At 73.4% G+C, this 24,630-nt stretch carries 18 protein-coding genes; 7 read left to right on the top strand and 11 right to left on the bottom strand.

Annotated features, from left to right (window positions below; all coding sequences use genetic code 11):
• Position 1 precedes the first annotated feature (1 nt).
• Both ACLHRZ_RS41515 and ACLHRZ_RS41510 read left to right on the top strand, forming a co-directional pair.
• The gene (locus tag ACLHRZ_RS41515; RefSeq protein WP_490423811.1) at positions 2 to 973 is read left to right on the top strand and encodes an aromatase/cyclase; all 972 of its coding nucleotides are present in this window, start codon (positions 2 to 4) and stop codon (positions 971 to 973) included.
• Complete coding sequence (locus ACLHRZ_RS41510; protein WP_490423810.1) at positions 970 to 1,872, top strand: MBL fold metallo-hydrolase; 903 nt, start codon at positions 970 to 972, stop codon at positions 1,870 to 1,872. The genes ACLHRZ_RS41515 and ACLHRZ_RS41510 overlap by 4 nt, the downstream gene beginning before the upstream one ends.
• A 33-nt stretch (positions 1,873 to 1,905) precedes the next feature.
• Here the strand turns inward: ACLHRZ_RS41510 and ACLHRZ_RS41505 are convergent, their stop codons facing one another.
• The 5 genes from ACLHRZ_RS41505 to ACLHRZ_RS41485 form a co-directional block, all read right to left on the bottom strand.
• The gene (locus ACLHRZ_RS41505) at positions 1,906 to 2,748 is read right to left on the bottom strand and encodes an HTTM domain-containing protein (protein WP_490423809.1); all 843 of its coding nucleotides are present in this window, start codon (positions 2,746 to 2,748) and stop codon (positions 1,906 to 1,908) included.
• A gap of 78 nt (positions 2,749 to 2,826) precedes the next feature.
• Complete coding sequence (locus ACLHRZ_RS41500; RefSeq protein WP_490423808.1) at positions 2,827 to 3,009, bottom strand: hypothetical protein; 183 nt, start codon at positions 3,007 to 3,009, stop codon at positions 2,827 to 2,829.
• A gap of 138 nt (positions 3,010 to 3,147) precedes the next feature.
• Positions 3,148 to 3,702: a hypothetical protein gene (locus ACLHRZ_RS41495; RefSeq protein ID WP_490423807.1), complete on the bottom strand. Its 555-nt coding sequence runs from the start codon at positions 3,700 to 3,702 to the stop codon at positions 3,148 to 3,150.
• The gene (locus tag ACLHRZ_RS41490) at positions 3,699 to 4,679 is read right to left on the bottom strand and encodes an alpha/beta hydrolase (RefSeq protein WP_490423806.1); all 981 of its coding nucleotides are present in this window, start codon (positions 4,677 to 4,679) and stop codon (positions 3,699 to 3,701) included. The genes ACLHRZ_RS41495 and ACLHRZ_RS41490 overlap by 4 nt, the downstream gene beginning before the upstream one ends.
• 230 nt (positions 4,680 to 4,909) lie before the next feature.
• Complete coding sequence (locus tag ACLHRZ_RS41485; protein WP_490423805.1) at positions 4,910 to 5,812, bottom strand: LysR family transcriptional regulator ArgP; 903 nt, start codon at positions 5,810 to 5,812, stop codon at positions 4,910 to 4,912.
• A 68-nt stretch (positions 5,813 to 5,880) separates the two neighbouring features.
• Between ACLHRZ_RS41485 and ACLHRZ_RS41480 the strand changes: the two genes are divergently transcribed.
• From ACLHRZ_RS41480 to ACLHRZ_RS41465, 4 genes are all read left to right on the top strand, one after another.
• Complete coding sequence (locus ACLHRZ_RS41480) at positions 5,881 to 6,498, top strand: LysE/ArgO family amino acid transporter (protein ID WP_490423804.1); 618 nt, start codon at positions 5,881 to 5,883, stop codon at positions 6,496 to 6,498.
• Between the two features lie 424 nt (positions 6,499 to 6,922).
• Positions 6,923 to 7,171: a hypothetical protein gene (locus tag ACLHRZ_RS41475; protein ID WP_490423803.1), complete on the top strand. Its 249-nt coding sequence runs from the start codon at positions 6,923 to 6,925 to the stop codon at positions 7,169 to 7,171.
• 120 nt (positions 7,172 to 7,291) lie between these two features.
• Positions 7,292 to 7,789 (top strand): hypothetical protein, encoded by a 498-nt coding sequence (locus ACLHRZ_RS41470; protein WP_490423802.1) that lies wholly within the window; start codon positions 7,292 to 7,294, stop codon positions 7,787 to 7,789.
• A 282-nt stretch (positions 7,790 to 8,071) separates the two neighbouring features.
• Positions 8,072 to 9,709: an ABC-F family ATP-binding cassette domain-containing protein gene (locus ACLHRZ_RS41465; RefSeq protein ID WP_490423801.1), complete on the top strand. Its 1,638-nt coding sequence runs from the start codon at positions 8,072 to 8,074 to the stop codon at positions 9,707 to 9,709.
• A gap of 30 nt (positions 9,710 to 9,739) precedes the next feature.
• Here the strand turns inward: ACLHRZ_RS41465 and ACLHRZ_RS41460 are convergent, their stop codons facing one another.
• From ACLHRZ_RS41460 to ACLHRZ_RS41440, 5 genes are all read right to left on the bottom strand, one after another.
• Complete coding sequence (locus ACLHRZ_RS41460; RefSeq protein ID WP_490423800.1) at positions 9,740 to 10,528, bottom strand: VOC family protein; 789 nt, start codon at positions 10,526 to 10,528, stop codon at positions 9,740 to 9,742.
• A gap of 137 nt (positions 10,529 to 10,665) precedes the next feature.
• Positions 10,666 to 12,474, bottom strand: a complete 1,809-nt coding sequence (locus tag ACLHRZ_RS41455) for a sugar-binding protein (RefSeq protein ID WP_490423799.1) — start codon at positions 12,472 to 12,474, stop codon at positions 10,666 to 10,668.
• Between the two features lie 108 nt (positions 12,475 to 12,582).
• Entirely contained in the window at positions 12,583 to 13,506 is a 924-nt protein-coding gene (locus ACLHRZ_RS41450; RefSeq protein WP_490423798.1) for an alpha/beta fold hydrolase, read from the bottom strand.
• Positions 13,503 to 14,483, bottom strand: coding sequence for an NAD-dependent epimerase/dehydratase family protein (locus ACLHRZ_RS41445; RefSeq protein ID WP_490423797.1), 981 nt, complete (start codon positions 14,481 to 14,483; stop codon positions 13,503 to 13,505). The genes ACLHRZ_RS41450 and ACLHRZ_RS41445 overlap by 4 nt, the downstream gene beginning before the upstream one ends.
• Positions 14,480 to 15,415 carry an alpha/beta fold hydrolase gene (locus tag ACLHRZ_RS41440; protein WP_490423796.1) on the bottom strand — a complete coding sequence of 312 codons (936 nt, stop codon included), beginning with the start codon at positions 15,413 to 15,415 and terminating at the stop codon, positions 14,480 to 14,482. Before ACLHRZ_RS41440 ends, ACLHRZ_RS41445 begins: the two co-directional genes overlap by 4 nt.
• A gap of 187 nt (positions 15,416 to 15,602) precedes the next feature.
• Between ACLHRZ_RS41440 and ACLHRZ_RS41435 the strand changes: the two genes are divergently transcribed.
• Complete coding sequence (locus tag ACLHRZ_RS41435; protein WP_490423795.1) at positions 15,603 to 17,243, top strand: AMP-binding protein; 1,641 nt, start codon at positions 15,603 to 15,605, stop codon at positions 17,241 to 17,243.
• Between the two features lie 5 nt (positions 17,244 to 17,248).
• Here ACLHRZ_RS41435 and ACLHRZ_RS41430 read toward each other — a convergent pair whose 3' ends face one another.
• Positions 17,249 to 24,619 carry an SDR family NAD(P)-dependent oxidoreductase gene (locus tag ACLHRZ_RS41430; RefSeq protein WP_490423794.1) on the bottom strand — a complete coding sequence of 2,457 codons (7,371 nt, stop codon included), beginning with the start codon at positions 24,617 to 24,619 and terminating at the stop codon, positions 17,249 to 17,251.
• Positions 24,620 to 24,630: the final 11 nt, after the last annotated feature.

Genomic DNA, 24,630 nt, shown 5'->3' with positions numbered 1-24,630 from the left:
GATGAGCGGTTCCGAGCCGGCCGGCCGGATCCACACCACGCGGCACACCGTCACGGTGCAGGCGGAGCCTGCCGCCGTCTACGGTCTGATCGCCGACGTGGACCGCTGGCCCTGCGTCTTCTCCCCCACGGTCCATGTGGAGCGGCTGACTCCGGCGGGGCCCGAGGAGCGGCTGCGGCTGTGGGCGTTCGCCAACGGCGAGGTCCGCAGCTGGACTTCGCGGCGCTCCCTGGAGCCCGACCGCCACCGGATCCGCTTCTGGCAGGAGAAGTCGCCCGCACCGGTCCAGGCCATGGGCGGGGCGTGGCGGCTGAGCCGGCTGCCGAGCGGCGGCACCAGGGTGGTGCTCCTGCACTACTTCCGCACCGAGGGCGACGACCGCGACGGCACCGAGTGGATCAGGCGGGCCGTCGACCACAACAGCGAGGCCGAGCTGGCAGCGCTGAAGCGCGTGGCCGAGCTGGGGACGGCGTTCGAGGACCTGGTGGTGTCGTTCTCCGACTCCGTGGTGGTGGACGCCCCTGCCGAGCCGGTGTACGCCTTTCTCCACCGGGCCGACAGGTGGCCGGGGCTGCTCCCCCACGTGGCCCGGGTCACCCTGCAGGAGCCCGCGCCCGACGTGCAGTTCGTGGACATGGACACCCGCGGGACGGGCGGATCCGTGCACACCACCCGTTCGGTGCGTCTGTGCTTCCCGCACCACGGCATCGTCTACAAGCAGACCGGGCTCCCCGATCTCCTGGCCGCGCACGTCGGCAGGTGGACCCTGCGGGCCGTGGCTGCGGGGGTCGAGGCCACCGCCCACCACACCGTGATCGTCCGGCCGGAGGCGATCGGCCCGTCCCTCGGCGAGGGCACCGGCCTCGCCGAGGCGAGGAACGTGATCCGGCGGACCCTGGGCGCGAACAGTCTCGCCACGCTGCACCACGCACAGCGGGCCGCGGAGGCCGCCGTGGGGCGGGGGACGGCGTGACGGTCCCCGCGCTGTGCGAAGTGGCCGACGGTGTCTTCGCCTACGTCCAGCCGGACGGCGGCTGGTGTGTGAACAACGCCGGTCTGGTCGTGTCCGGCGACGCGTCCGTGCTCATCGACACGGCGGCGACGCAGGCACGGGCACGACGGCTGCACGAGGCCGTGGCCGAAGTCGCCGCCGCGGGCCCCGGTGTGCTCGTCAACACCCACCATCACGGCGACCACGTCTTCGGCAACGGCCTGTTCGTGCCCGCGGCCACGGTCGTCGCGCACGAACTCGCCCGTACCGCGATGCTGGAGACCGGCCTGGGGCTGCAACGGCTGTGGCCGGACGTGCCGTGGGGCGAGACCCGCCTCGCCCCGCCCGGCCTGACCTTCCGCGACGCGGTCACCCTGCACGCCGGAGAGCTGCGCATCGAGCTGTTCCACGTCGGCCCGGCCCACACCACGAACGACATCGTGGCGTGGGTGCCCGACCGCCAGGTGCTCTTCAGCGGCGACGTCCTCATGTCGGGAACCACGCCGTTCTGCCTGATGGGCTCGGTGGAAGGATCGTTGCGCGCGGTCGAGCGGCTGCGGGCGCTCGGCGCCGCCACGGTCGTGACCGGCCACGGGCCGGTGGCCGGTCCCGAGGTGTTCGACGTGACCGCCGCGTATCTGCGGCGGCTGCAACGGCTGGCGGAGGACGGCGCGGCTTGCGGGCTGTCCCCGTTGGAGGCGGCGAGGGAGGCCGGGCCCGGCGAGTTCGCGGACCTGCTGGACGCCGAGCGGCTCGTCTGCAATCTGCATCGCGCCTATGCCGAGGTCCGGGGTCTGCCGCCGGGGGCGGCGCTGGACGTCCTCGGCGCGTTCCGCGAGATGGTCGTGTACCACGGCGGACTGCCGTCCTGTCACGCGTGATGCGGGCGTTGCGCGCTGCTCACGCGGTGGGGGTCAGTCCCGTCCTGCCCGGCTGCACCGGTCCGTTCCGCGGCACCGGTCGCGCTCCCCGATGACGTAGAGGACGGCCGGGTGCGTCGCGCCGAAGGCGAGGACGAAACGGTTGAGCCCCATGACCTGGCCGATGCCCACGTGGAAGGCGGCCATGCTCCCCAGGTAGGCCCGTGCTGCGGGGGCGGGAAGGAGGAACACCAGCGGAAAGGCGACCTCGGCGGCGATGGTGCCCCATGAGACGAGCTTCCCGGCCGTCGGATACCTGCGGACCAGCCGGTGGACACGCCGGTCGCCGTACTGCCGGGTGCGGATGATCCGCTCGAAGGCGTGGCCCTGGAGCCACACCGGGGACACCAGTTTCACCACGCCGGACGCCACGTAGCAGAGCGTGGTCTCCAGGGCCAGCATCCGCATGGCCACGTCCCGGGCCCGGTCGGGGTCCCGGAAGGTGGCGGTGGCGGCCAGGGTGACATTGATGACCTGCTGCAGTTGGTCGGCGCCGTCGCCGCCGTAGGGATTGCGCACCGGGGCGAAGGCGCCGGTCACCGCCAGGGCCGTGCCGCCGGCCAGCTGGACGCCGCGCTTCTGCGGCCACATCAGGGTCGCGGCGGAGGCCGCGGTACGCGTGGCGTACAGGGCGGTGGCCGTGGTCCGCGAGCTCAGGACGCGGGTCAGGCGGGGGAAGCGCTCGGCGAATTGCGGGTACCGGTTCTCCAACTGTGCACTCAGCAGCTCGCCTTGGGCGAATCTCTTGGACTGGCTGAGCAGCTCCAGCGAGGACACCAGCGTGCCCAGGGAGGCGAGCCGCCGGGTGGCGACCTCGGGTGGGACTCGGCGGAACACGGCAGGCACATCTCCTCGGGGGTGGCGGGGTCGGGGAAGGGACCGGCCGCCGGGCATCGCCCGGCGGCCGGTGGGGTGTCAGTGCTCGCCGTAGGCGGTGGCGAAGACGAAGGTCGCGTGCTGCCACTGCTGGACGACGGCCGGGCAGGTGATGTTGGCCTGCTGGGCGGCCAGCACCGGCACCTCGTTCTTCTGCTCGGTGATCAGCCCGGGGGTGACGTCGGTCAGTTCGGCGTTGGCGAACTCGGCGATGGCGGACATGGGATATCTCCTTCTCGGAATTTTGTCGGCAATGGGATTCGGCTCTTCGACCGTCCGGCCGAAGGCGGCCCGCTCACTCACCCGGTGAGGCGTATTCCCGGAGTGAGCGGGCCGCGTCCGGTCGGCCGCTCCGGCCGCTCAACGGGCCACGGCCCGGCCCAGCGGGAGCTCCTCGGAGGCGAAAACGGGATCGAACTCCGTCCGGTCACCCGTTCCCGGGAAGGATTCCATCAGCAGGAACTGCGTGGCCGTGGCACCCGGTTCGTGCGGAAGGTGCCGGGTGACGTACTGCTCCAGAAATCGGTAGGCCGGATTCCCGGCGAGCCTGTCGACGTCGGTCCCACCCCGCTGGGCGTGGGCGGCGAGCTTGATGCCCTGCAGTGCGTCGATCAGGGCCTTGGGGCAGCGGTTCCGCGCGTTCCACGCCGGCCCGTACCACGGCCGGTCCTCCACCACCGGGACTTCTTCCCACTCCCCCGGCCCCGCGTGGCCGATGTCGCGGTACAGCAGATGGGAATCCTTGGTGCCGGGGTTGGGCCCGAAGAAGCGCCAGTTGGGGGTGGGGATGCGCCATCTGCCGCGCTGCAGCAGTCCGTCGAAGCGGAAGTCGGGCAGCTGCCCGGCGGCAGTCGCGGTCAGCCAGAGGGCGAGCCCGCCGGTGACGACCGTCGTCTTCACGCGTTCGGAGTTCATTGCGGCACTCCTTCCGCCCGTTCGGCGACGCGCCGTTCGGCCGGCTCCGCTGCCGGCGGCCGGCCGATCACCTCCGCGCACCGGACCGCGTGGGCATGCTCCTGCAGCAACGAGACGTGGTCGGCGCCCTCCACCACATGGTGACGGGAGTGCCCGGACAGGCCCAGGAGTTCGGACTGCGCTACGAGGTGCGGCCTGCCGCTGCTCAGCGGGTTGGAGGCGGTCACCACATCCAGGGGGACGCCCACGTCGTCCACATCGGGGAGCGTCAGCGAGGTGCGGTATTCGCGGTAGGCGGTGACCCAGGTCCGCCGGTGGGCCATGAACGCGTCATGACTGCGGTTGACGTGCTCGCGATAGCTCCGCCGCTGGTTCCCGGTCGGACGGAGCGCGGCCAGACCCATGGCCGACCAGACCTGCTCCAGCAGCAGGAACTGCCGTTGCCAGAGGTCGGTCTCGGTGCCGGCCGACGCGCGCAGCCGGCCGATGTGGGTGGAGTCGACCAGCACGAGCCGGGCCAGCAGCGGATCGGTTCCCCGGTGCGCGGCGGCATACGCGGCGCACAGGTACCCGCCCAGTGAGTGTCCGGCGAGCGTGACGGGCAGCGAGCCGAGGTAGGTGCTGCGCAGCTCGTCGAGCAGGACGCGGTGCGCATCGAGCGAAAGGGGCACCGGAGTGGACAGGCCGTAGCCGGGGCGGTTGTAGCGCAAGTATCCGGCGTCGTCCGGGAGTTCGGAGCAGACCTGGTCCCAGTATTCGTGGGGCATGCCCAGGCCGGATTCGAAGAGGACGACGCGTTCGGCGTGCCGGGGCAGGTGAAGGTCGAACTCCACCAGGGATCCGTCGGACCGGCGGTGCTGCCGGTAGCGGCGGCTGCGCTCCCGCAGCCCTCGGATGCGCGTCACCGCGCCCGTGACCACGGCGGTGGTGGTCAGGGCGGCGACGCCGTATCCGAATTGACGCTCAAGGGATGACACGAGGTTCCCGTTCTCTGGTCGGCGGCCCGGCGGTTTCTCCCGTCGCCGGGGCCCGGCTGCCGTGCGGGGTGGCAGCCGCGCCAAGTCTCACCGCCGTGAGCTGGGAATTTCCCTAGCTTCGGGCTGTCGCGCGAGGCAAGTGACGGTCGGCACGGACCCGTTCACCGGGCCGTCGCCGAACGTTCGCCGGATCCCGGTGGGGTATCCGTACCGGACGTGCATCGCCGGATTCACGGTTTCCCGGTGAGCGCCTCGGCCGCCGCTGCCGCGACGGCGTCCGCGGCTGCGGCGAGGGCCGGGGAGCCGAGCTTCCACTGCTGCCAGTACAGGGGGACGTCCACCGGGCGGTCCGGGGCGAGGTTGACGAGCGTGCCTGCGCGCAGGTGCGGTGCGGCGTGCATGGTGGGGACGAGGCCCCAGCCCATGCCGGCCACCACGGCCTCGACGTAGCCCTCGCTCGTCGGCACGTAGTGGCGCAGCGGGCTCGCGTCCTTGCCGCGTGCGATGGTGCGTACGAAGGCGTCCTGGAGGTCGTCGCGGCGGTCGAACATGATGACGGGGGCGTCGGGAAGCGCCCGGTGGAGCGGGGCGTCGGCGAGCCGTCGGGCGGTGAAGTCCGGGCTCGCGGCGGCCAGGTAGCGCATGCGGCCGAGTTCGCGTACGGAGCAGCCGGCCACGGGGTCGGGCGAGGAGGTGACCGCGGCCATGACCTGGCCCTCGCGCAGCAGGGCGGTGGTGTGTTCCTGGTCCTCGCGGCGGAGTTCGAAGTAGATCCGCAGGTCGTGCGGGACCCGGGTGAGTGCCGGGAAGAACCAGGTGGCCAGGGAGTCGGAGTTCACGGCGATCGTCAGGCGGGCGGGTGCGCCGGACTCGGCCATGCCCAGGTCGGCGCGGGCGTCGCTCTCGAGGCGGGCGAGCTGGCGGGCGAAGCGCACGACGATCTGGCCGGACTCGGTCGGCTGCACGGGTTTGGTGCGCATCAGCAGTACGCGTCCGGTGCGCTGTTCCAGTGCCTTGACGCGCTGGCTGACGGCGGACGGCGTGATGTGGAGGGCTGCGGCTGCGGCGTCGAAGGTGCCCTCGTCCACCACGGTGAGCAGGGTGCGGACCAGGTCGTGGGGCAGGCTCGTCATCACAGCTGCTAATGATACCTAAGAAACTTTAGCTGTACTGTCGGCCGGTCGATCTTTAGCGTCGAGGCATGCACAACGTTTTCACCGCCGGAGCCGCGGGCTTCGGCACCGGACTCTCCTTGATCGTCGCCATCGGTGCGCAGAACGCCTTCGTGCTGCGCCAGGGCATCCGGCGCGACGCGGTCGTGCCCGTGGTGGCCATCTGCGCCCTGTCGGACGCCGTGCTCATCACCCTCGGCGTCGCCGGCCTCGGCTCCCTGGTCACGGCCTGGCCGCCGGCCATGACCGCCGTGCGCTGGCTCGGCGCCGCCTTCCTGCTCGGCTACGGGCTGCGTGCCGCGGTGCGCGCCTACCGCTCCTCGGAGGCGGCGATGCGCACGGAGGGCTCGTCGGTGCGCTCACGGCGGCGTGCCGTGCTCAACTGTCTGGCGATGACCTGGCTCAACCCGCACGTCTACCTCGACACCGTGCTGCTGCTCGGTGCGATCGCCGCGGCGAAGGGGCCGCTGCGCTGGGAGTTCGGCATCGGTGCGGCTCTGGCCAGCCTGTGCTGGTTCAGTGCGCTGGGCTTCGGTGCCCGGCTGCTCAGCGGGGTCTTCGCCCGGCCGTCGGCCTGGCGCGTCATCGACGTGCTGATGGCGGCGACGATGCTGTTCGTCGGCGTGATGCTGCTGGCCGGGGCCTGAGGGCCCTGCGCCCACAGGTCGGAGGCGAAGAGGGCCACCGGGACCCCCTGCCGTTCGTCCTTCGTCGCGGGTGCCGTGCCGACGTCAAGGACGAATCAATTGCGCACCTCTGCGCATGTCACCACGCGGGCGAACGACTACGCTGCCAACGGCGGGAAAACACGGAAGAAACGTCAAGTGCCCCGTCGGTGAGACGTCTTCACGGGTTCGGACCATGTGTGCCCCGCGGCGGCGATGAGGTGAGAGACATGCAGCGCATCCGGAGCAGCCCCCGTTGCCTTCGGCGTCGCATCCGTATGTCTTCGTTGAACTGCGGTATGTGGTAGCCGCGTTCCCCGCGCGCCACAGACTGTCCGCCCTTCCTCCTCGACCGGCCCACTCGAATGCCCGGCCGCGCCATGCTCTTTCACAGAGGTGGTATCCCGTGTCCCTCCTCACGTTCTTCCACTCCCACCACGTGCCCCGCGTCGGCCTCCGTGTCCGCGTCTCGCGGCACGAGGTCGTCCGGCGCATCGCCTCCGGTGCCGTCGACAGTCCTGTCCTCCAGGCCCTGGGGCTCGAGACCGGCCCTCGCACTGCGGTGAACCGCCCCCGGCCCCGGGCCCACTGGCGCGTGGTCACCGGAACCGACGGCCGCAAGCACCTCGAAGCCGACTGGCACGTCGAGCCCTGACGGCGCACAAGGGCTCACGCGCGCCCGTCTTGACGCTCCCCTGACGCCGTCCCGCCTCCGTTGCACCCGGGGCGTTCCTACGCTGTCCGCAGTGGTCGCGCGGCCGCCGGAAGGAGCGCCATGGCACCAGCGGACGGGCAGGCCGTGGCACCCGCCTACGACGAACGGGCCCTCGTCCAGGGCACGGCGTGGATCCTCGTGTTCCTGGCCCTGGGGATGGACCTCTTCCACCAGTCGTGGAAGCCCCTGGCCATCGCGGCAGGGGCGATCCTCCTGGTCAGCACCGGCTTCGCCGCGCGGCTGCGCAGCGTCAACCTCGTCGCCTTCCTGAAGAAGACCGGCATCTGGTTCGCCCTGATCGTCCTCGTGCTCGTCGTGGAACTGGGAGTCCACGCGCACTGGGACATCGGCGCGGTGACCGGCAAGGAGGTCACGACGGCCACGGTCCTCGTCATGGTCGGGGACCTCGTCGCCGAAGCCCGCGACCACCTCAGCGAGAAGATCTCCGTCCACCAGCGGGACGACCTGATCCGCGACTCCGTCAACACCATCGGCCTGGTGATCGCGAAGGTCCGGCACTGCCTGTCCCACCGGAAGCGGGCGCGGAAATTCGATTGACGCTCCACCGGCACCCCCGTACGTTACGTAACGCCCCTGTTGCCGTCGATCGGAGAAGGACGTTGCTCGTCTGAGGTCCTGAGACACCGCGCCGCTGCGCTGCCCGGCCGTCATGGCCCCGCTCCGCCGCTCGCGTTCCGTGTGCGACCTCGACGCATCGAGCCGTCCTCCCGCCGGTGACGGGGATCCCGTTCCCCTCTCTCGCCGATCACGGCCGTCGCCTCTGCGGTGTCTCCACGTGTTGCCCCGATCACCCTTCCCACGCAACCACGCGAGGCCCGCATGTCAGCAACCCCCACCTTCATCACCTGCACGTCGCTCTCCTACGCCTGGCCGGACGGCACCCCCGTCCTCGACGGCCTCCAGGCGGCCTTCGGCCCCGGCCGGACCGGGCTCATCGGCCTCAACGGGTCGGGAAAGTCCACCCTGTTGAGGCTGATCGCAGGAGAGCTCTCCCCGGCCGACGGCACCGTGCGCGTGGCCGGCGGGACCGGCTATCTGCCGCAGAACGCCACGCTCGACACCTCGCTGCGCGTCGACGAGGTCCTCGGTGTCGCCGCAGCGCGCGCCGCGCTGCACGCCATCGAGGCGGGCGACGTGCGCGAGGAGCACTTCGCGGCCGTCGGCGACGACTGGGACGTCGAGGAGCGCGCCACGGCGACGCTCGACGGGCTGGGGCTGGGCCGCATCGGCCTGGACCGCACCGTCGGCGAGGTGTCCGGCGGCGAGTCGGTCCTGCTGCGCCTGGCCGCGCTGCTGCTGCGCCGGCCCGATGTGCTCCTGCTCGACGAACCCACCAACAACCTCGACCTGTCCGCCCGTCGCCGCCTGTACGCGGCCGTCGAGGCGTGGCCCGGCGTCATGGTCGTGGTCAGCCACGACCGTGAACTCCTCGACCGCGTCGACCGGATCGCGGACCTGCGGGCGGACGGCATCACCTGGTACGGGGGCAACTTCTCGGCCTACGAGGAGGCGCTCGCCGCCGAACAGGAGGCGGCCGAACGGCTGGTCCGCACCGCCGAGTCCGACGTGCGCAAGCAGAAGCGCGAACTGGCCGACGCCCGCGTGAAGCTGGCCCGCCGCAAGCGGTACGGGCAGAAGATGTGGGACAGCAAGCGCGAACCCAAGATCGTCATGGGCGCGCGCAAGCGGCAGGCCCAGGTCTCCGCGGGCAAGCATCTCGTCCTGCACGAGGACAGGCTGTCCGAGGCGAAGGAGCGGCTCGACGAGGCGGTGGACGCCGTGCGCGACGACGACGTGATCCGTATCGACCTCCCGGCCACGGCGGTGCCGCCGGGCCGCTCCGTGCTCACCCTGCGGGAGCTCCGGCTGACGTACGGGGCCCGGGTCGAGGGCGAGTTCGAGCTGCGCGGCCCCGAGCGGATCGCCCTCGTCGGGCGCAACGGCGCGGGCAAGACGACGCTGCTGCGCACGATCGCCGGAGAGCTGGAACCGCTCTCCGGCACGGCCGACGTCCATGTGCCGCTGCGGTTCCTGCCACAGCGCCTCGACGTGCTCGACGAGGAGTCGAGCATCGCCGAGAACGTCGCGCGCTTCGCGCCCGAGGCGACCGGGAACCACATCCGGGCCCGGCTGGCCCGCTTCCTGTTCAAGGGGCAACGGGCCGACCAGCAGGCAGGGACCCTCTCCGGCGGGGAGCGCTTCCGCGCCACGCTGGCGGCCCTGATGCTGGCCGAGCCCGCCCCGCAGCTCCTGCTGCTCGACGAGCCGACGAACAACCTCGACATGGCGAGCGTCCGCCGGCTCACCACGGCCCTGGAGTCGTACGAGGGCGCGCTGGTCGTGGCCAGTCACGACCTGCCGTTCCTGGAGTCGCTCGGCGTGACGCGCTGGCTGCTGCTGGACGGTGGGCTGCGGGACACCACGGCGGAGGAGGTGCGGGCGGAGACGGGCGGGTAGGTCAGGGCCTGTGCGGCCAGAACGGCCGGCTCAGTGGGCCGCGCTCCTGACCACTGCGAACGGTGCCCCGAACGGGTCGAGCACCATGGCCAGGCGGCCCACGCCCGGGGCGTCCATCGCGGGGATGATGGTGGTGGCGCCCAGTTCCTCGGCCCGGGCCAGGGCGGTGTCGCAGTCCTCGACCTCGAAGTAGGGATGCCACTCGGAGGTCGAGCCCCGTTGCATGTGCTCCTCGGGCAGCTGCATGAGGCCGCCGTGCATCCTCTTCTCGCCGCCGCCCGCGGGGCCCGCGATGGTGTAGCCGAGGCCCTCCCCCATGCCCAGGTCGCGGGTGTCCCAGCCGAACACCTTGCGGTAGAAGTCCGTCGCCGCGGCGGCGTCGGTGCTGTACAGCTCGATCCAGCTGACGGAGCCGGGGTCGTTGACCGCCTCCAGGCCGTCGGTGTCGCCGGGCTGCCACACCGCGAACTCCGCGCCCGCGGGATCGGTGAACCCTGCCATGCGGCCGGCCGTGAGGACGTCCATCGGCGGGAAGCGGACCGAGCCGCCGGCCCGCTGCACCGCGTCGGCGGTGTCGTCGGCGTTCTCGGTGCGGAAGTACACCGTCCACGCCGGATGCGCGCCCTCCTCCATCAGCGGACCGAGGCCGGCGGCGGTCTTGCCGTCCTTCAGGAGGAAGCCGTATCCGCCGGCGTCCGGCCCGGCGGAACGGAACTCCCATCCGAACAGTCCCCCGTAGAAGGCGACGGCGGCATCCATGTCGGGTGTGCCCAGGTCGAGCCAGGCCGGGCCGCCCGGTACGTGTGTCGAGGTCAGCATCGCATGCTCCTGGTGCAAGTCGTCCCGGCGTCACGGGAGCCGGGGAGGCATCGTGGTCACGGAGTCTGTATGCGTATCGGGCGGGCTGCAAACATCTGACGGACCGTGCACGATCCGGTTCACCGGCTGGGGCCTCCTCAGGGCGCCCCTCCCCCGAGCGGGACGCCCGTGCGGGTGGACTGGGCGACGGATGCCGGGGAGTCCTGGCTGCGCGCCGCGTCCAGGGGGAGCTCGGCGGCCGGTGCGGGCCGGGCGGGCGGTGGTGTGTAGCCGGGGAGGTGCAGGGTGCCCCACACGTAGGGGTCGGCCTGGGCGCTGCCGTAAGGGGACCAGGCCAGGCGGGACTTGCCCGTCCTGTCCTGGGTGTCGGAGTCGTAGACGAGGATGTTCGCGGTGAGGTGTGCGGGGTCGACGGGGCCCGGCAGGTCGGCGAGCGGGATCTTCGCCTCGACCGTGTAGCCGTGGTACGGGTCGGTCACCGTGGAGGCGACCGTCATGCCGGGTGCGGTGCCGGCCGCCGGGCCCTGGTGGTTGTCGCCGTCGCGCTCGGCGCAGGGGCCGCCGCCGTGGGCGGTGAAGGGCAGGATGCCGGTCCTGAAGGTGGCCGAGGTGTCGTCGGCGCGGCCCCGGGGGTCGAGGTCGATCTCGACGGAGTCGGTGCGCCAGTGGCGTTTGCAGTCGTTGCGGGCGTCGAGTGCGGCGCCCTTCTTGTCGTCGGTGACATGGACGAGGACGTACAGGTCGTCGCCGTGGCGGGCGAGGCGGGCGTCCGCCGAGCAGTCGTCGGGGGTGCACTCCTTGCCCTCCCAGTATCTGAGGCGGAGCGTTTCGCCGGGGTATTCGCCCGGGCCCGCCGCGCCGTCGACGACCGGGGCCTCGGCGACTTCGGGGACCGTGGTGGCGGGGGCGGGCGGGTAGGCGGGCTGGGCGTCGTCGGCCAGCCACGGCATGTGCGCCTTCTGCGCCCAGTCGCGGAACTCGGCGTACAGCGGGCGCAGTCCGGACTGGGGGTGCACCGGGGCGGTGACGGGTCTGCCGTTCTCGGCCAGGACGGTGAACCACTCGCAGGGGAGGCGGTCCGCGGGGGTGTCGACGGTGGGCGGGAGGGCGCCGAAGCCCTGGGTGACGTAGGTACGGGCGGCGTCCCGTTCCACCTGTGCCCACGTCTTCCCGTGGTCGCGGGAGCGTGCTCCGGGCCACACGCCGAGGACCGGCAGCCCGGTGTGCGGGTCGGTGGCCCGCCGTGCGGCGCACTGCTCCCCCACCGGTCCGTCGAACTTCCAGCTCTGGGCGAGGAGTTGCGAGGCCTTCCAGGGGGCGCGCTTCTCCTTGGTGATCTGTTCGGGGAATGCCGTCGGGTCGCCGGCCAGGCGGAAGGCCTCGACGGCCAGGCGGCCGGCCTCCTGGTGGCCGCCGTGCTGGTTGAACGGGCGCGGGTCCATGGTGACCACGGTCCTGGGGGTGGTCGCCCGGATCAGGCGGACGAGCCGGGCGAGGGTGTCCGTCGGCTGTCGGGGGGTGCGGTTCCAGGCCTTGGCGGTCAGGGGTGCCGAGAGCGTGTACCAGAAGTCCGGCTTGTCGAGGTAGAAGACGTTGCGGATGCCGACGTGTGCGACGGCGGCGCGTTCCTCGCGTTCGCGGATGAGGCCGAGCGCGGGGCCCTCCTCGGGGCCGGCGGCGTTCCCGCCGCCTTCGCCGCGGGTGATGGTGACGACGCCCGTGCTCAGCCCCTGCCGCTCGCTCCACTGTCCGAAGGTCGCGAGGGACTGGAACTCGTCGTCCGGGTGGGCGCCGATGAACAGCACGTCGGTGTGGGCCGCCGTCCGGCCCGCCGGGGACGTGGTGTCGCCGCCGTCCGGTTCCGTGTGCGTACTGCACGCGCCGGTGGCGAGCGCTGCGGCGACGAGTGCGGCGGGGAGGAGGCGTAGGGGCTTGTACGGCGTCACGGGACCTCGTCCTTCCCTCTGGGCTCCGGCGGGCGGGAAACCCATGATGCCGTGGGGGCGAGGCGGGGGACATGGGGCACGTGAGCGACATCCGGTCACCCGATACGGCTACTCGGTGACGGCGAGGAAGTCCCTGATGTCGTCGACCAGTTGCCGGCCCGTGTCCTCCAGGACGAAGTGCCCGGCGCGGGGGTGGAGGTGGAGCGACGCCCGGGGCAGGCGGCGGGTCCATTCGGCGAGGACGAGGTCGTCGTGGAGGGGGTCGCGCATGCCCCAGCCGATGAAGACGGGCAGTTGGGTGAAGGTGATGAGGGCCTGGCCGAGGCGGCGGGCGCGGGGCCAGCCGGGGTCGGCCGGGCCGAGGGGGATGTCCCGGGCGAAGTGCACCAGTGCCGTTCGGTCGCGGCGGTGCCGGTAGGGGGCGAGGTAGGCGTCGCGGACGGCCCGGGGCAGCGGGTGGCACGGGGCCTGCCGCAGGGTCAGGTGCGTCACGGCGTTGGCGGCGTGGGCGATCCTGCCCAGCGCGGGCCGCCTCAGGGCCTGCACGGCCCGCGGGAGCCGGTACCCCGGGGGCAGCGGGAACGCGGCGGTGTTGAGGACGACGAGGCGGTCGACGACGCCGGGGTGCAGGTGGGACCACCACAGGCCGACCGGGCCGCCCCAGTCGTGCACGACCAGCGTCCAGCCCCGTGCGGGTGCGCCGCGGTCGGCGACGAGGTGGTCGACGAGGCGGCCGAGGTCCTGGGCGCAGGTGTCGGCGAGGAGTTCGCCGTCCGGTTCGCGGGTGCGGTCGGAGAGGCCCATGCCTCTGAGGTCGGGGGCGATGCAGCGGTGGCGGTCGCGCAGGGCGAGGACGAGGTGGCGCCACATGTAGCTCCAGGTGGGACTGCCGTGCACCATGAGGACGGGGCTGCCCCGGCCCTCGTCCAGGTAGTGCTGGTGCCAGGCGCCGTGGCCGAACCAATGCCCCTGGAAGGGGTAGTCCGGCAGGCGGCGCGCCTGTGCGGCGGTGAGGGGCGGCCGGGGGCTCATGGTGTCCGCCGCAGGCGTTCGAGCCCTTCCGGGGTGCTGACGAGGGGGGCGTAGCCGAGGTGGGTGCGGGCGGCGGTGATGTCGAACCAGTTCGCGCGGGCCGCTCCCGCCACCAGGCACCGGTCGAGCGGCGGTCCTCCGGGCAGGCGGAGCAGCCGCCAGCCGTCCTCGCACAGCCTGCCGGCGGCGCGGGCGAGCGGGACGGGCACGGGCTGCAGGCGCGGGCTGCGGCCCAGGGCGCGGAAGAAGACGGTCAGGGTGCGGGCGAGGGTGCACGGCCTGCCCTGGGTGATGAAGTACGGGCGGCCGGCCGCGGGGGTGCCGGGGCGGACGCGGTCGAGGGCCAGGAGGTGGGCGTGGGCGGCGTTGTCGACGTAGACGGTGTCGATGCGTTTGCGTCCGCCGCCGGGGAGCGGGACGACGCCGAGGCGGGCGGCGCGCAGCAGCCGGGGGGCGAAGTGCGGGTCGCCGGGGCCCCAGATGCAGTGGGGGCGCAGAGCGACGGTGGCGAAGTCCGGTCCGTCGGCGGCCAGGACGAGGCGTTCGGCGGCGGCCTTGGTGGCCGGGTAGGGGCCGAGGGGCCGGCGCGGGTAGGGCAGGGTTTCGTCGCCGCCGTCGATGTCGGTGTCGTCGAAGACGACGCTGGGGCTGGAGGTGTGGACGAGGATGCCGATGCCGTGTCGTCGGCAGGCGTCCAGGACGTGCCGGGTTCCGGTGACGTTGACGTCGTGGAACGGCCGTGGGCTGGCGGCCGCGCCGACACGGGCGGCGGTGTGCACGACCGCGTCGCAGCCGGCGGTGGCGCGGTGGACGGCGGCGGCGTCGCGGATGTCGCCCAGGCGCTGGTCGACGCCAAGTGCGGCGAGGGGTTCGCTGAAGCGGCGGTGCAGGGACCTGACGTCGTGTCCGGCTGCGGCGAGTTGGCGGCACACGGCGCTGCCGAGGAAGCCGTTGCCGCCGGTGACGAGAACCTTCACCGCCGCTCCCCCGTGGTGTCGAGCGTGGTGTCGAGGAAGTGCCGGACGGCCGGGACGAGTTCGGCGCGTGCGTCCTCCAGGACGTAGTGGCCGGCCTCGGGGTAGCGGAGCACGCGGGCGTGGGGGAAGCGCTGCTGCCAGGCGTCGGCCAGCGGCGGGCGCAGGACCGGGTCGCGCATGCCCCAGGCGACGAGCATCGGTGTGCGGTCGAGGGCGGGCAGCATGCGTTCGACGACGGCCAGCAGCGCCCAGCCGGGGTCGCCGCGCGTGAGCGGGACGTCCCGGACGAAGCGGGCCAGGGCGGCGCGCCGGCGCCGTCGGCGGTAGGGCGCGGTGAAGGCGCGGCGGACCGGCGGGGGCATCGGGGTGGTCACGCCGAGCCGGGCGGCTCCGTGGGCCCAGCCGGGTGTCCAGTGCGCGGCGGGGGTGCTGACGGCGCGCAGGTGCAGCAGGCGGAACCACCAGGGGGGCAGGCCGTGTTCGGGGAAGCGGAAGACGGCGGTGTTCAGGACGACGACCCGGTCCACCTTGTCGGCGTTCAGGCAGGCCCAGGTCAGGGCGATGGGGCCACCCCAGTCGTGGGCGACGACGGTCCACCCGTGCTGCGGTGCTCCGTGCTCGTCGGTCAGGTGGCGGACGAGGTCGTCGAGTGCGGCGATCTGGTGTCCGGCCAGGAGGGCGGGCAGGGGCGGAGGGAGGCGTTCGGAGAGGCCCATGCCGAGCAGGTCCGGGGCGATGCACCGGTAGGCGTCGCGCAGTCCGGCTATCAGGTGGCGCCAGGCGTAGCTCCAGGACGGGTTGCCGTGGACCATCAGCACCGGGGGGCCGGCGCCTTCGTCCACGTAGTGCTGGCGGCTGCCGTCGGTGTGCGTGAACCACTGCGAGGTGAAGGGGTAGTCGGGCCAGCGGGGGCGGTCGGCTGCTGCGCACACGGGCGGCCCTTCCGGCGGATTCCGGCGACGGGTTCCGTCAAGTTCGCTGCTGTGGTGGGGAGTTCATGCCCGGAGCCGGGGCGCATTGCGCCCGTACGTACCCGAATCACTCATGTAGGTGATGCCGGGCCCACGGCGTCGCCCTCATGCTGAGGAAGCGCCCCTACCGCACCGGAGGTGTCCGCCCGTGGCCCCGCTGGCCCGTACCGTCCTGGGTGCCCTGCAGGAGGTGCCCGAGGGCGTGTGCCTGCGCTACCCGCAGGGCCGGCGGAGGTTCGCGGCGCTCGGCAACGCCGAGGCCGCCGGTCTGAGCCTGGCGACCGCGGCAGCCCTGGCCCGGGTGGGGATCCGGCCCGGGTACCGCGTGGCCGTGCTGACCCGGGACCCGGTGGAGCTGGGGACGTGTGTGCTGACCCTGGCCGGCATGGGCGCCGTCCCGGTCCTCGTCGACGGCTCGCTCCCGCTGCGTGTGATGGGCCGGTGTCTGGCGGCCGCCGCGCCGGACGTCCTGCTGGCCGAGCCGCTCGCGCACCTCGCCGGGCGTCTGCTGGGCTGGGGCGGGGACGCGGTGAGCCACCGTGTGGTGGCAGGGCCCCGGTTGTGGCCCGGCCGGACGCTTCAGCGGCTGCGGCGCTCCGTCACTCCGTGGCGGACGCTGGCCGGCCCGCCGGACGACGCCCCGGCGATGGTCGTGTTCACCTCCGGTGCGACGGGGCCGCCCAAGGGGGTCGTCCACCGGCACAGCACGGTGCAGGCGCAGGTGCGCGCGCTGCCGGAGGGTGTGGAGCTGGCGGGGCGGACGGTGGTGGCCGCGTTCGTGCCGGCCGCGGTGCTCGGGCCGCTGCTCGGCGCCACCACGGTGGTGCCGCGCGTGGACCTGACCCGTCCCACGCGCATGCGTGCCCGTGACCTGGCGCAGGCCGTGAACAGCACGGAGGCCGGCGTGCTCATGGGCTCGCCCGCGCTTCTGGACCGGCTGGCCCGCTACTGCATCCGCACGCTCACTCCCCTGCCGACGCTGCGTCATGTCGCCTCTTTCGGCGCGTCGTTGCCGTACGCGGTACTGGACCGGCTGCGGGTGTGCCTGCCCGCCGGCGCGACGGTCTCCAGCGTGTACGGCGCCACCGAGGCCCTGCCGGTCAGCATGATCGACCACCGGGAGCTGCTCCCGCTGCGCACGGCCACGGCCCGCGGGGAGGGCGTGTGCCTGGGCCGTCCCGTGCCGGGGGTCACCGTCCGCGTCCTGCCGCTGGACGCGCCGTACACCGCACCGGACGGCGATGCGGACGTGCCCTGCGGGACGGTGGGCGAGCTCGCCGTCTCCGGGCCGAACGTCAGCCCCGCCTATCTGGACCCGGCGGCCACCCTGGCGGCGAAGCGGTACGAGGCGGACGGCGTGATCGTGCACCGCATGGGCGATGCGGGACGGCTGGACGAGCAGGGCCGCATCTGGTTCTACGGCCGTCTCGCGCACCGGCTGCGCACGGCGGAGGGCCCGTTGTTCACCGAGCAGGTGGAGCCGGCCCTCGACGCGGTGCCCGGCGTGCGCCGCACCGCGCTCGTGGGCGTCGGGCCGGCCACCGCACAGTGGCCGGTGGTGGTCGTGGAGTTGGAGCGGGCGGCCTCGCGCGCAGGCCGCGCGGCGGTGTGCCGCGGCATCCGGGAGGTGCTGAACGGCCTGGAGCTGCCGGTGACGGGTTCGGTGCCGGTGCTGTTCCACCGGTCGCTGCCGGTGGACCACCGGCACGCGGCGAAGATCGACCGTACGCGGCTGGCGGGTTGGGCCGCTTCGCGGCTCGGCCGGTCCTTCCGGCGCGGGGGCCGGTGACCGCGTCACGGTCCCGGCGGCGGGGCGCCCTGGGGTGAGTGGATGCCCAGGCGGTCGTGGATCAGGCGGGCGAAGTGGGTCAGGGTCCGTCCACCGCCCATGAGTTCGCCGGGCGGGATGTGGATGCCGAAGTATTCGCGGGCCTGGAGGATGAACTCGGCGCCCATGAGGGAGTCGACGCCGAAGTCCTCCAGGTTGCGGTCGGGGTCCAGCTCCGACGGGTCGATGTGCAGGACGCCGGCGAGGTGGCGGGCCAGGGCCTCGGTGATGGCGCGGACGGCGTCCTCGGTGCTCATCGCGGCCAGGGAGCGCAGCAGTTCCTCGCGGGTCCCGTCCGCGTCCGCGGCGCCGGCGGGGACGAGCGCGGCGTAGCGGGGTGCGGCCAGGGAGGGCAGCAGGCGGCGTGCGCGGCCCCAGCGGTAGCGGCCGATGCCGGCGACGTCGGTGCCGGCGGCGAGGAGGTGGTCGGCGGCGCCGAACGCGTCGGCGGAGGTGACGGGTTCGAAGCCGAGGCCGGTCATGGTGGCCGCCAGGCTGCTGCGGGCGACGTATCCGGTGTCGGCGATCGGTCCCCATGCGATGGCGGCAGCGGGACGTCCGGCGCGGCGGCGGGCGCGGGCGAGGGCCTCCAGGTAGGCGTTGGCGGCGACGTAGGGGGCCTGCGCGAGGTTGCCGGTGGCCGCGGTGACCGAGGAGTACAGCAGGAAGAGGTCCAACTCCCGGTCCGCGGTGAGACGGTCGAGGACGTCCGCTCCGGCGGCCTTGGGGGCGAACACGGCGGCGAACCGGTCGTCGGTGAGGTCGGCCAGCGGGGCGTCGTCCAGCTGCATGGCGCAGTGCACCACCCCGCGCAGCGGGTGCCCGCCGGCGTCCACGGCGGCGAGCACCTCACGCACGGCCGCCTCGTCGGTGACGTCGGCGGCGTACGGAGTGGCCACCGCCCCTCGCGCGGCGAGGCGTTCGAGGACGGCGGCGGCTTCGGGGGCGTCGGCTCCGCGGCGGCCGAGCAGGGCGAGGTGGCGGGCGCCGCGGTCGGCGAGCCACTCGGCGGTGGCGGCGCCGAAGCCGCCGAGCCCGCCGGTGATCAGGTAGGTGCCGTCCGGGTTCAACGCGGGGGTGACGAGGGCCGGTTCGACGGGGACCGGTTCGTCCAGCGGGTCGAGGGCGACGACGACCTTCCCGACGTGGCGGGAGTGCTGGAGCTGCCGGAAGGCCTCGTCGACGCGGGCCGCGGAGTGGACGGTGTGTGGGAGGGGACGGTAGTGGCCGGTCGCCGCGTGCGCCGCGGTTGCGAGCACCAGCCGCGGGCCGCGTACGGGGTCGAAGACGATGCTGTCGAGGTTGAAGCCGATGAAGGTGATGCTGCGGTGGAACGGCCGCAGCAGGAGCGGGTTGTTGAGGAAGATGTCGCGTTTGCCGAGTTCGATGAAGCGGCCGTTGGGGCGCAGCAGGTCGAGGCTCTGGGCGATGGCCTCGCCGCTGAGGGAGTTGATGACGATGTCGACGCCCTTGCCGTCGGTCAGTTCGCGCACACGGGGGGCGAAATCGAGGCTGCGGGAGTCCAGAACGTGCTCGACGCCGAGGGTGCGCAGCAGGTCGCGCTTGGTCTCGGTGCCTGCCGTGGCGATCACGCGGAGGCCCAGGACGCGGGCGCACTGGAGGGCGGCCAGGCCGACGGCCCCGGATCCGCCGTGCACGAGCAGTGTCTCGCCGGGAAGCGGCCTGGCCTCGTCGACGAGGGTGTGGTGGACGGTGAGGAAGGCCACCGGGAAGGTGGCCGCCTCGGCGAAGCTCATGCCGTCGGGGACGGGGCCGACGGTGGCGACGTGCGTGAGGGCGTGGGAGGCCAGGGCTGCGGCCATCAGGCCGCTGACGCGGTCGCCGACCGCGTACGCGGTGACCCCGGGGCCGACGGCGCTGACGACGCCCGCTCCGTCGGTGCCCAGTCCGCGGCTGAGCGGCGTGCCCTCGACGGCCTCGGGCGGGAGCAGCCCGTTGGCGCGCATCGGGTCGCGGTAGTTGAGCGCGACGGCCTTCACTTCCACCACGATCTCGTCGGGCCCCGGCCGCAGAGGTTCCGTCTGCCGCCACACCAGGCGGCGTGAGAAGCCCGGGTCCCGTACCTCCAGGGCGAACGGTGTGCTCGCGGGCAGGGCGGCGGGCTGGTCCGCCGGGCGTTGGGTCTCGCGGGGGACGAACCGGCCGCCCCGGGTGAGGACGATCTCGTCCTCGTCGGTGGGCGCGAGCAGTTCGCGGGCCAGGCGCAGGGCGTCGGCGGCCGGGTCGCCGCTGCGGTCCAGTGAGATGCGGCGCAGGTGCAGGTCGGGCTGTTCGTTGGCCAGAGTGCGGGCGGTCCCCCAGGCGGCCGCGTCGAGGGGGTGGTCCGGGCGTTCGGGGGCGGGGAACAGGCCGGTGGGCCGGGTGACCAGCCACACCTGCGGGCGGGTCGCCTCGGTGCGTTCGGCGCAGGCGGTGGCCAGGGTTCGCAGGACGGCTGCGCGGTGTGTCGTCCGGGCAACGGCTTCTTCGTGGTTCTCGGGCGCGCTCAACAGCAGGACGACGCCGCCGGGTTCGGCGGGCAGGGCGGTGGCCCAGGCGGAGGAGTCGTCGGGGGCGGTGATGGTCTCCGTGGTGCCCAGGAGGGCGGCGAGCGCCTGTGCGGCCGGTGTCTCGTCGGCCGTCTCGGCGGCGACGGTCCAGGCGGTGCCCGGCTCCGGTGCGGGCGGGGCGGGTTCGGCGGCGGGGAGGCGGTCGGCGGCGGCCAGGAGGACGGTGCGGTCGTCGGTGCCGGTCTGTACGGTGCCGCTGAAGCCGCACTGTTCCAGGAGCGGCGCCCACCGGTCCCGGGGCAGCAGCACGGTGTCGGGGCGCAGGGTGCGGTCGTGGCGCTGCCAGAAGTCCTCGGTGCCGCCGAGGAGGAGGGCTCGGTGCTGTGCGTCGTGCGACTCGACGGCGAGCAGGTGTCCGCCGGGGGCGAGCAAGGTGTGTACGCGGCCGAGTGTCTTGGCCAGGTCGGCGGAGGTGTGCAGGGCGTCGTCGGCGACGACCAGGTCGAATCCGCCGTCGCAGAAGCCCTGGGCCGTGGGGTCGGTGTCCGGGTCGAGGGTGCGGTAGTCGACGAAGTCGTGGGCGGCGAAGCGGTGTCCGGCGGCGGCGAAGGCGGTCTCGGACCGGTCGGTGCACGTGTAGCGGGTGCGGTCCGCCGGCAGCAGGGGCAGCAGGGCCTCGGTGAGGGCGTGGGGTGCGGCGCCGAGTTCCAGGACGCGCAGGGGGCGGTCGTCGGGCCAGCGGCGGACGATCTCGCCGAGCAGGGTCTGGGCGACGCGGTGGGTGAAGCGGTGGGCGGGCGCGGCGGCGTACATCTGCTCGTAGGCCGTGGCGCCGGCCCCCAGGAGTTGCTGTGTGCCCGAGGTGTCGCGCAGCAGTTCGGGCAGGTGCCGCAGGTGTGCGTTGAGGTGGAGGGTCTCGGCGACGAAGGCCGGGTGGTCCTCGGCCAGGGCCTTGAGAAGGTGTTCGGGGCGGGGTGCGGTGCCGGTCAGCTGCCAGTGGTCGCCGTCGGCGGGCTCGGCCAGTCCGTGCCGGGCGAGGAGGGGGAGCATCAGCCGCACCAGCCTGCGGTGGCGCGGCTGGAGTCCGCCGTGAAGAAGGTCGGGGAGGGCGAACGCGGCGGAGGCGTCGTCGAGCAGTCCGGCGAGGACGGCGGCCCAGCAGTGGGCCGCGGTTTCGTCGACGGCGGCCCGGAAGCGGTCGTGGCCGGTCTCCTGGAGGGCGGCGTGCAGCCGGCCGATCCGTTCGTGGACGGCGTTCGCCAGGCCGGCGGGGGGCGGCAGCGGTGAGGGGGCGGCCGGGACCGCGGGGTGCGATGCGGCGCGCAGGACGGTGTGCTGGACGGTCAGCGGGGTCCGGTCGGTGTTGTACGCCCGCCGGGTGCGGAAGCCCTCGATCTCCGCGGTGACGGTGCCGTCGGTGTCGGCGTAGGTGACGTCCCAGCAGAACTCGGTCTCGGTGTGGCTGCGTTGGTGCAGGTGGACGATGCCGTGCGGGGAGGGTGTGCGCCATACCTTCACCGAGTCGAAGGTCGACGGCAGGTAGGCGCGGCCGGCCCGCATGTGCTGTTCGACGAGGGCGACGGTGGCCTGGAAGGGGCCGTCGAGCAGGACCGGGTGGACGGTGTAGGCCTCGGCCAGGTGTGCGTTGCGGTAGTCGGCGAGCAACTCGTTGTCGCCGACCCGCAGTTCGTGCAGGAGCTGGAAGGAGGGTCCGACGTTGAGGCCGACGCTGTGGCAGGTCGCGTAGAAGTCCGGTCCGCTGACGGTGCGCGGGCACCGGGCGCGGATCGCCTCGGGGTCGACGGGGGCGGGGGCGGCGCCGAGCAGGGTGCGGACCTGGGCGCGGACGACGGGGTGGCAGGCGGTGCCGCGGCCCTCGCTGCTGCTGATGGTCACTGCCCCGTCCTCCGGGGTGACGGCGGTCTGCAGCCGTGCGGTGCCGGTGTCGGGCCAGGCGATCGGGAGCGGGCTGGCGATGCCCAGGTGGCGTACCTCCACGGGCCGGTCCAGCGCGCGGCGTCCGGCCGACAGCGCCATCTCGACGTACGCGGCGGCGGGCATGAGCACGGCTCCGGCGATCCTGTGGTCGCCGAGCCAGGGCACGAGTTGCGGCTCGACGGCGCCCTCCCACACCGGGTGCGGCGCCGGGAGGCGTTCACCCAGCAGCGGATGGTCCAGCAGCCCGGTCCCACTGGTGCGCAGGACCAGGTCCTGGGGGGTGCCGAGCCAGTGGCGTTCGCGCTGCCAGGGGTAGGCGGGGAGGTCGGTCACCCGGGCCGGGCGCGGGAAATGCGTGTGCCGGTCGACGGCCGCGCCCGAGGCCAGCAGGGCGGCGACGGCGGTGGCGGTCTCGCGCGGGCCGTCGCCGTCGCGGTGCAGGGTGGGGATGTACGTGGCGTCGGTGCGCTGCAGGTAGGGGCGCAGCACGGGGTGCGGGCCGATCTCGACGACGATGTCGGCGTGTCCGTCGAGGATGCGGGTGACGGCTTCGTGGAAGCGGACCGGTTCGCGGACGTTGCGCCACCAGTAGTCGGCGGTCAGGGCCTCGCCGGGCAGTGCCGTGCCGGTGACGGTGGAGAGGAAGGGGATGCGGGCGGCGGTGGGTTCCAGCCCGGCCAGTGCGGCGCGCAGCGGGCTTGCGACGACGTCCATGGCGGGGCTGTGGAAGGCGTAGTCGAGGTCGAGTTCGCGGAAGAAGACGTCCCTGGCCGTCAGTTCGGCGCCGAGGGCGGCCAGGGCGTGCGGGTCGCCCGCGACGGTGACGTCCCGGTCGCTGTTGATTCCGGCGATCTCCAGCCCGTCGGTGTACGGGACGAGTTCTTCCCGTGCCGCGTGCTCGGACAGGCCGACGGCGGCCATCCGTCCGGTGCCCGCGGTGGTGCCCTGGGTGCGGCTGCGTTCGGCGATCACGCGGGCGGCCTGCTGCAGGGTGAGGGCTCCGGCGGTGTGGGCGGCGGCCACTTCGCCGACGCTGTGCCCGGCGACGGCCGCCGGGTGCAGTCCGTTGGCGGCCAGGACGGCCACCAGGCCCACCTGCACGGCGAACAAAGCGGGTTGGGCGATCTCGGTGCGCCGCCAGCGGGCCGCTTCCGGTTCGGCCAGCTCTTTCGTCACCGACCAGCCGAGGTGCGGGGCGAGTGCGGCGTCGGCCTGCTCGACGGCTGCGCGGAAGACCGGGTCGCCGGCCAGGAGGCCGGCGGCCATGCCGGGCCATTGGGAGGCGTTGCCGGAGAAGACGTAGGCCACCGTGGCCCGTTCGGCCTTGCGGGCCCTGGCCGCGTGGGCGGGGGTGCCGGTGAAGAGCAGGTCGAGCCGGTCGGCGGCCTCGTGGGGTCCGTCGGCCAGGACGGCGGCGCGGTGCGGGTGGGCGCTGCGGCGCAGGGTGGTGGTGTGGGCGAGGTCGTAGAAGTCCTCGGGGGGCGCCTCCCGCAGGTGCGTGGCGACGCGTCCGGCCAGCTCGCGCAGGGCCTTGGCCGAGCGGGCGGAGATCACCACGGGCAGCGTGCCGGCCGGTTCGTCGTCCCGCTGCACAGGGACCGGTGGCGTGGTGAGGACGGCGTGGGCGTTGGCTCCGCCGAAGCCGAAGGAGTTGACGCCCACCGCCGCCCGTTCCGGGCGCGGGAGTTCGACGGGGTCGACGGTGGGGGCCAGGCCGAGCCCGGTGAAGTCGATGCCGGGGTTGAGGTTTCGGGCGTGCAGGGTGGCGGGGGCCAGGCCGTGCCGGAGGACGAGCATGGCCTTGAACAGGCTCGGCATGGCGGAGGCCGGTTCCAGGTGGCCCAGGTTGGACTTGACGGAGCCGATCGGCAGCGGCCCGACGGTGCGGCACCGTCCGAGGGCGCGCCCGATGGCCTCCGCCTCGGCCGGGTCGCCGGCGGGGGTGCCGGTGCCGTGGGCCTCGAAGTACACCAGCTCGTCCGGGTCCACCGCGGCCTGCTCGTACACGGTGCGCAGAAGTGCTTCCTGGATCCGGGTGCTGGGCAGGGCCACACCGCGGGTGCGGCCGTCGCAGTTGATTCCGGTTCCGAGGATCACCGCGTAGATCCGGTCGCCGTCGGCCAGGGCGTCGGCGAGCCGTTTGAGGACGACCATTCCGCCGCCCTCGGCCCGCACGAATCCGTCGGCCTCGGCGGAGAAGGCGGCGCAGCGTCCGCTGGGCGAGAGCATGCCCGCGTGCGAGAACCCGGCGAAGGCGTAGGGATGTCCCAGGACGTTGACGCCGCCGGCGAGGGCGGTACGGCTGGTGCCGTCCAGCAGGGTGCGGCAGGCCCGGTCGAGGGCCACCAGCGCGGAGGAGCAGGCGGTGTCGACGGCCATGCTGGGGCCGTGCAGGTCGAAGCAGTACGACACGCGGTTCGCGGCGACGGACAGCGTGGACCCGCTCATGGTGTAGGGGTTGGCGTACTGCTCGATGGTTCCCTGGACCGTTCCGTAGAAGGGGTCGGAGATGCCGACGAAGACGCAGGCGTCGGATCCGGCCAGCGATTCGGCGGGGATTCCGGCGTCGTCCACGGCTTCCGCGGCCATTTCCAGCACCAGCCGCTGCTGCGGGTCCATGGCCTCGGCTTCCTTCGGGGCGATGCCGAAGTAGGCGGCGTCGAAGCCGGCCACGTCGTCGAGGAAGCCGCCGGCCGCCGTGTAGCTCCGGCAGGCGCGCAGGCCTCCGGGATCGACGAAACGGTTCTTGTCGAACCGGTCCGGCGGGATCTCGCCGACCGCGTCCCTGCCTTCGGAGAGGGCCTGCCACAGCCCCCGCAGGTCCGAGATGCCGCCGGGCAGCCGGCAGCCGACGCCGACGACGGCCACCGCACGGTCGTTGGATTCCATCGTCGGCCCCC

The sequence above is a fragment of the Streptomyces sp. AM25 genome (assembly GCF_058146165.1).
This window is presented reverse-complemented; position numbering and strand designations above follow the sequence as displayed.

What these genes read in the sequence shown, in the direction of transcription:
- ACLHRZ_RS41515 (WP_490423811.1), top strand. Translation starts at nt 2, where the DNA reads ATGAGCGGTTCCGAGCCGGCCGGCCGGATCCACACCACGCGGCACACC.
- ACLHRZ_RS41500 (WP_490423808.1), bottom strand. Translation starts at nt 3,009, where the DNA reads ATGTCCGCCATCGCCGAGTTCGCCAACGCCGAACTGACCGACGTCACC.
- ACLHRZ_RS41495 (WP_490423807.1), bottom strand. Translation starts at nt 3,702, where the DNA reads ATGAACTCCGAACGCGTGAAGACGACGGTCGTCACCGGCGGGCTCGCC.
- ACLHRZ_RS41485 (WP_490423805.1), bottom strand. Translation starts at nt 5,812, where the DNA reads ATGACGAGCCTGCCCCACGACCTGGTCCGCACCCTGCTCACCGTGGTG.
- ACLHRZ_RS41480 (WP_490423804.1), top strand. Translation starts at nt 5,881, where the DNA reads ATGCACAACGTTTTCACCGCCGGAGCCGCGGGCTTCGGCACCGGACTC.
- ACLHRZ_RS41470 (WP_490423802.1), top strand. Translation starts at nt 7,292, where the DNA reads ATGGCACCAGCGGACGGGCAGGCCGTGGCACCCGCCTACGACGAACGG.
- ACLHRZ_RS41465 (WP_490423801.1), top strand. Translation starts at nt 8,072, where the DNA reads ATGTCAGCAACCCCCACCTTCATCACCTGCACGTCGCTCTCCTACGCC.
- ACLHRZ_RS41460 (WP_490423800.1), bottom strand. Translation starts at nt 10,528, where the DNA reads ATGCTGACCTCGACACACGTACCGGGCGGCCCGGCCTGGCTCGACCTG.
- ACLHRZ_RS41450 (WP_490423798.1), bottom strand. Translation starts at nt 13,506, where the DNA reads ATGAGCCCCCGGCCGCCCCTCACCGCCGCACAGGCGCGCCGCCTGCCG.
- ACLHRZ_RS41430 (WP_490423794.1), bottom strand. Translation starts at nt 24,619, where the DNA reads ATGGAATCCAACGACCGTGCGGTGGCCGTCGTCGGCGTCGGCTGCCGG.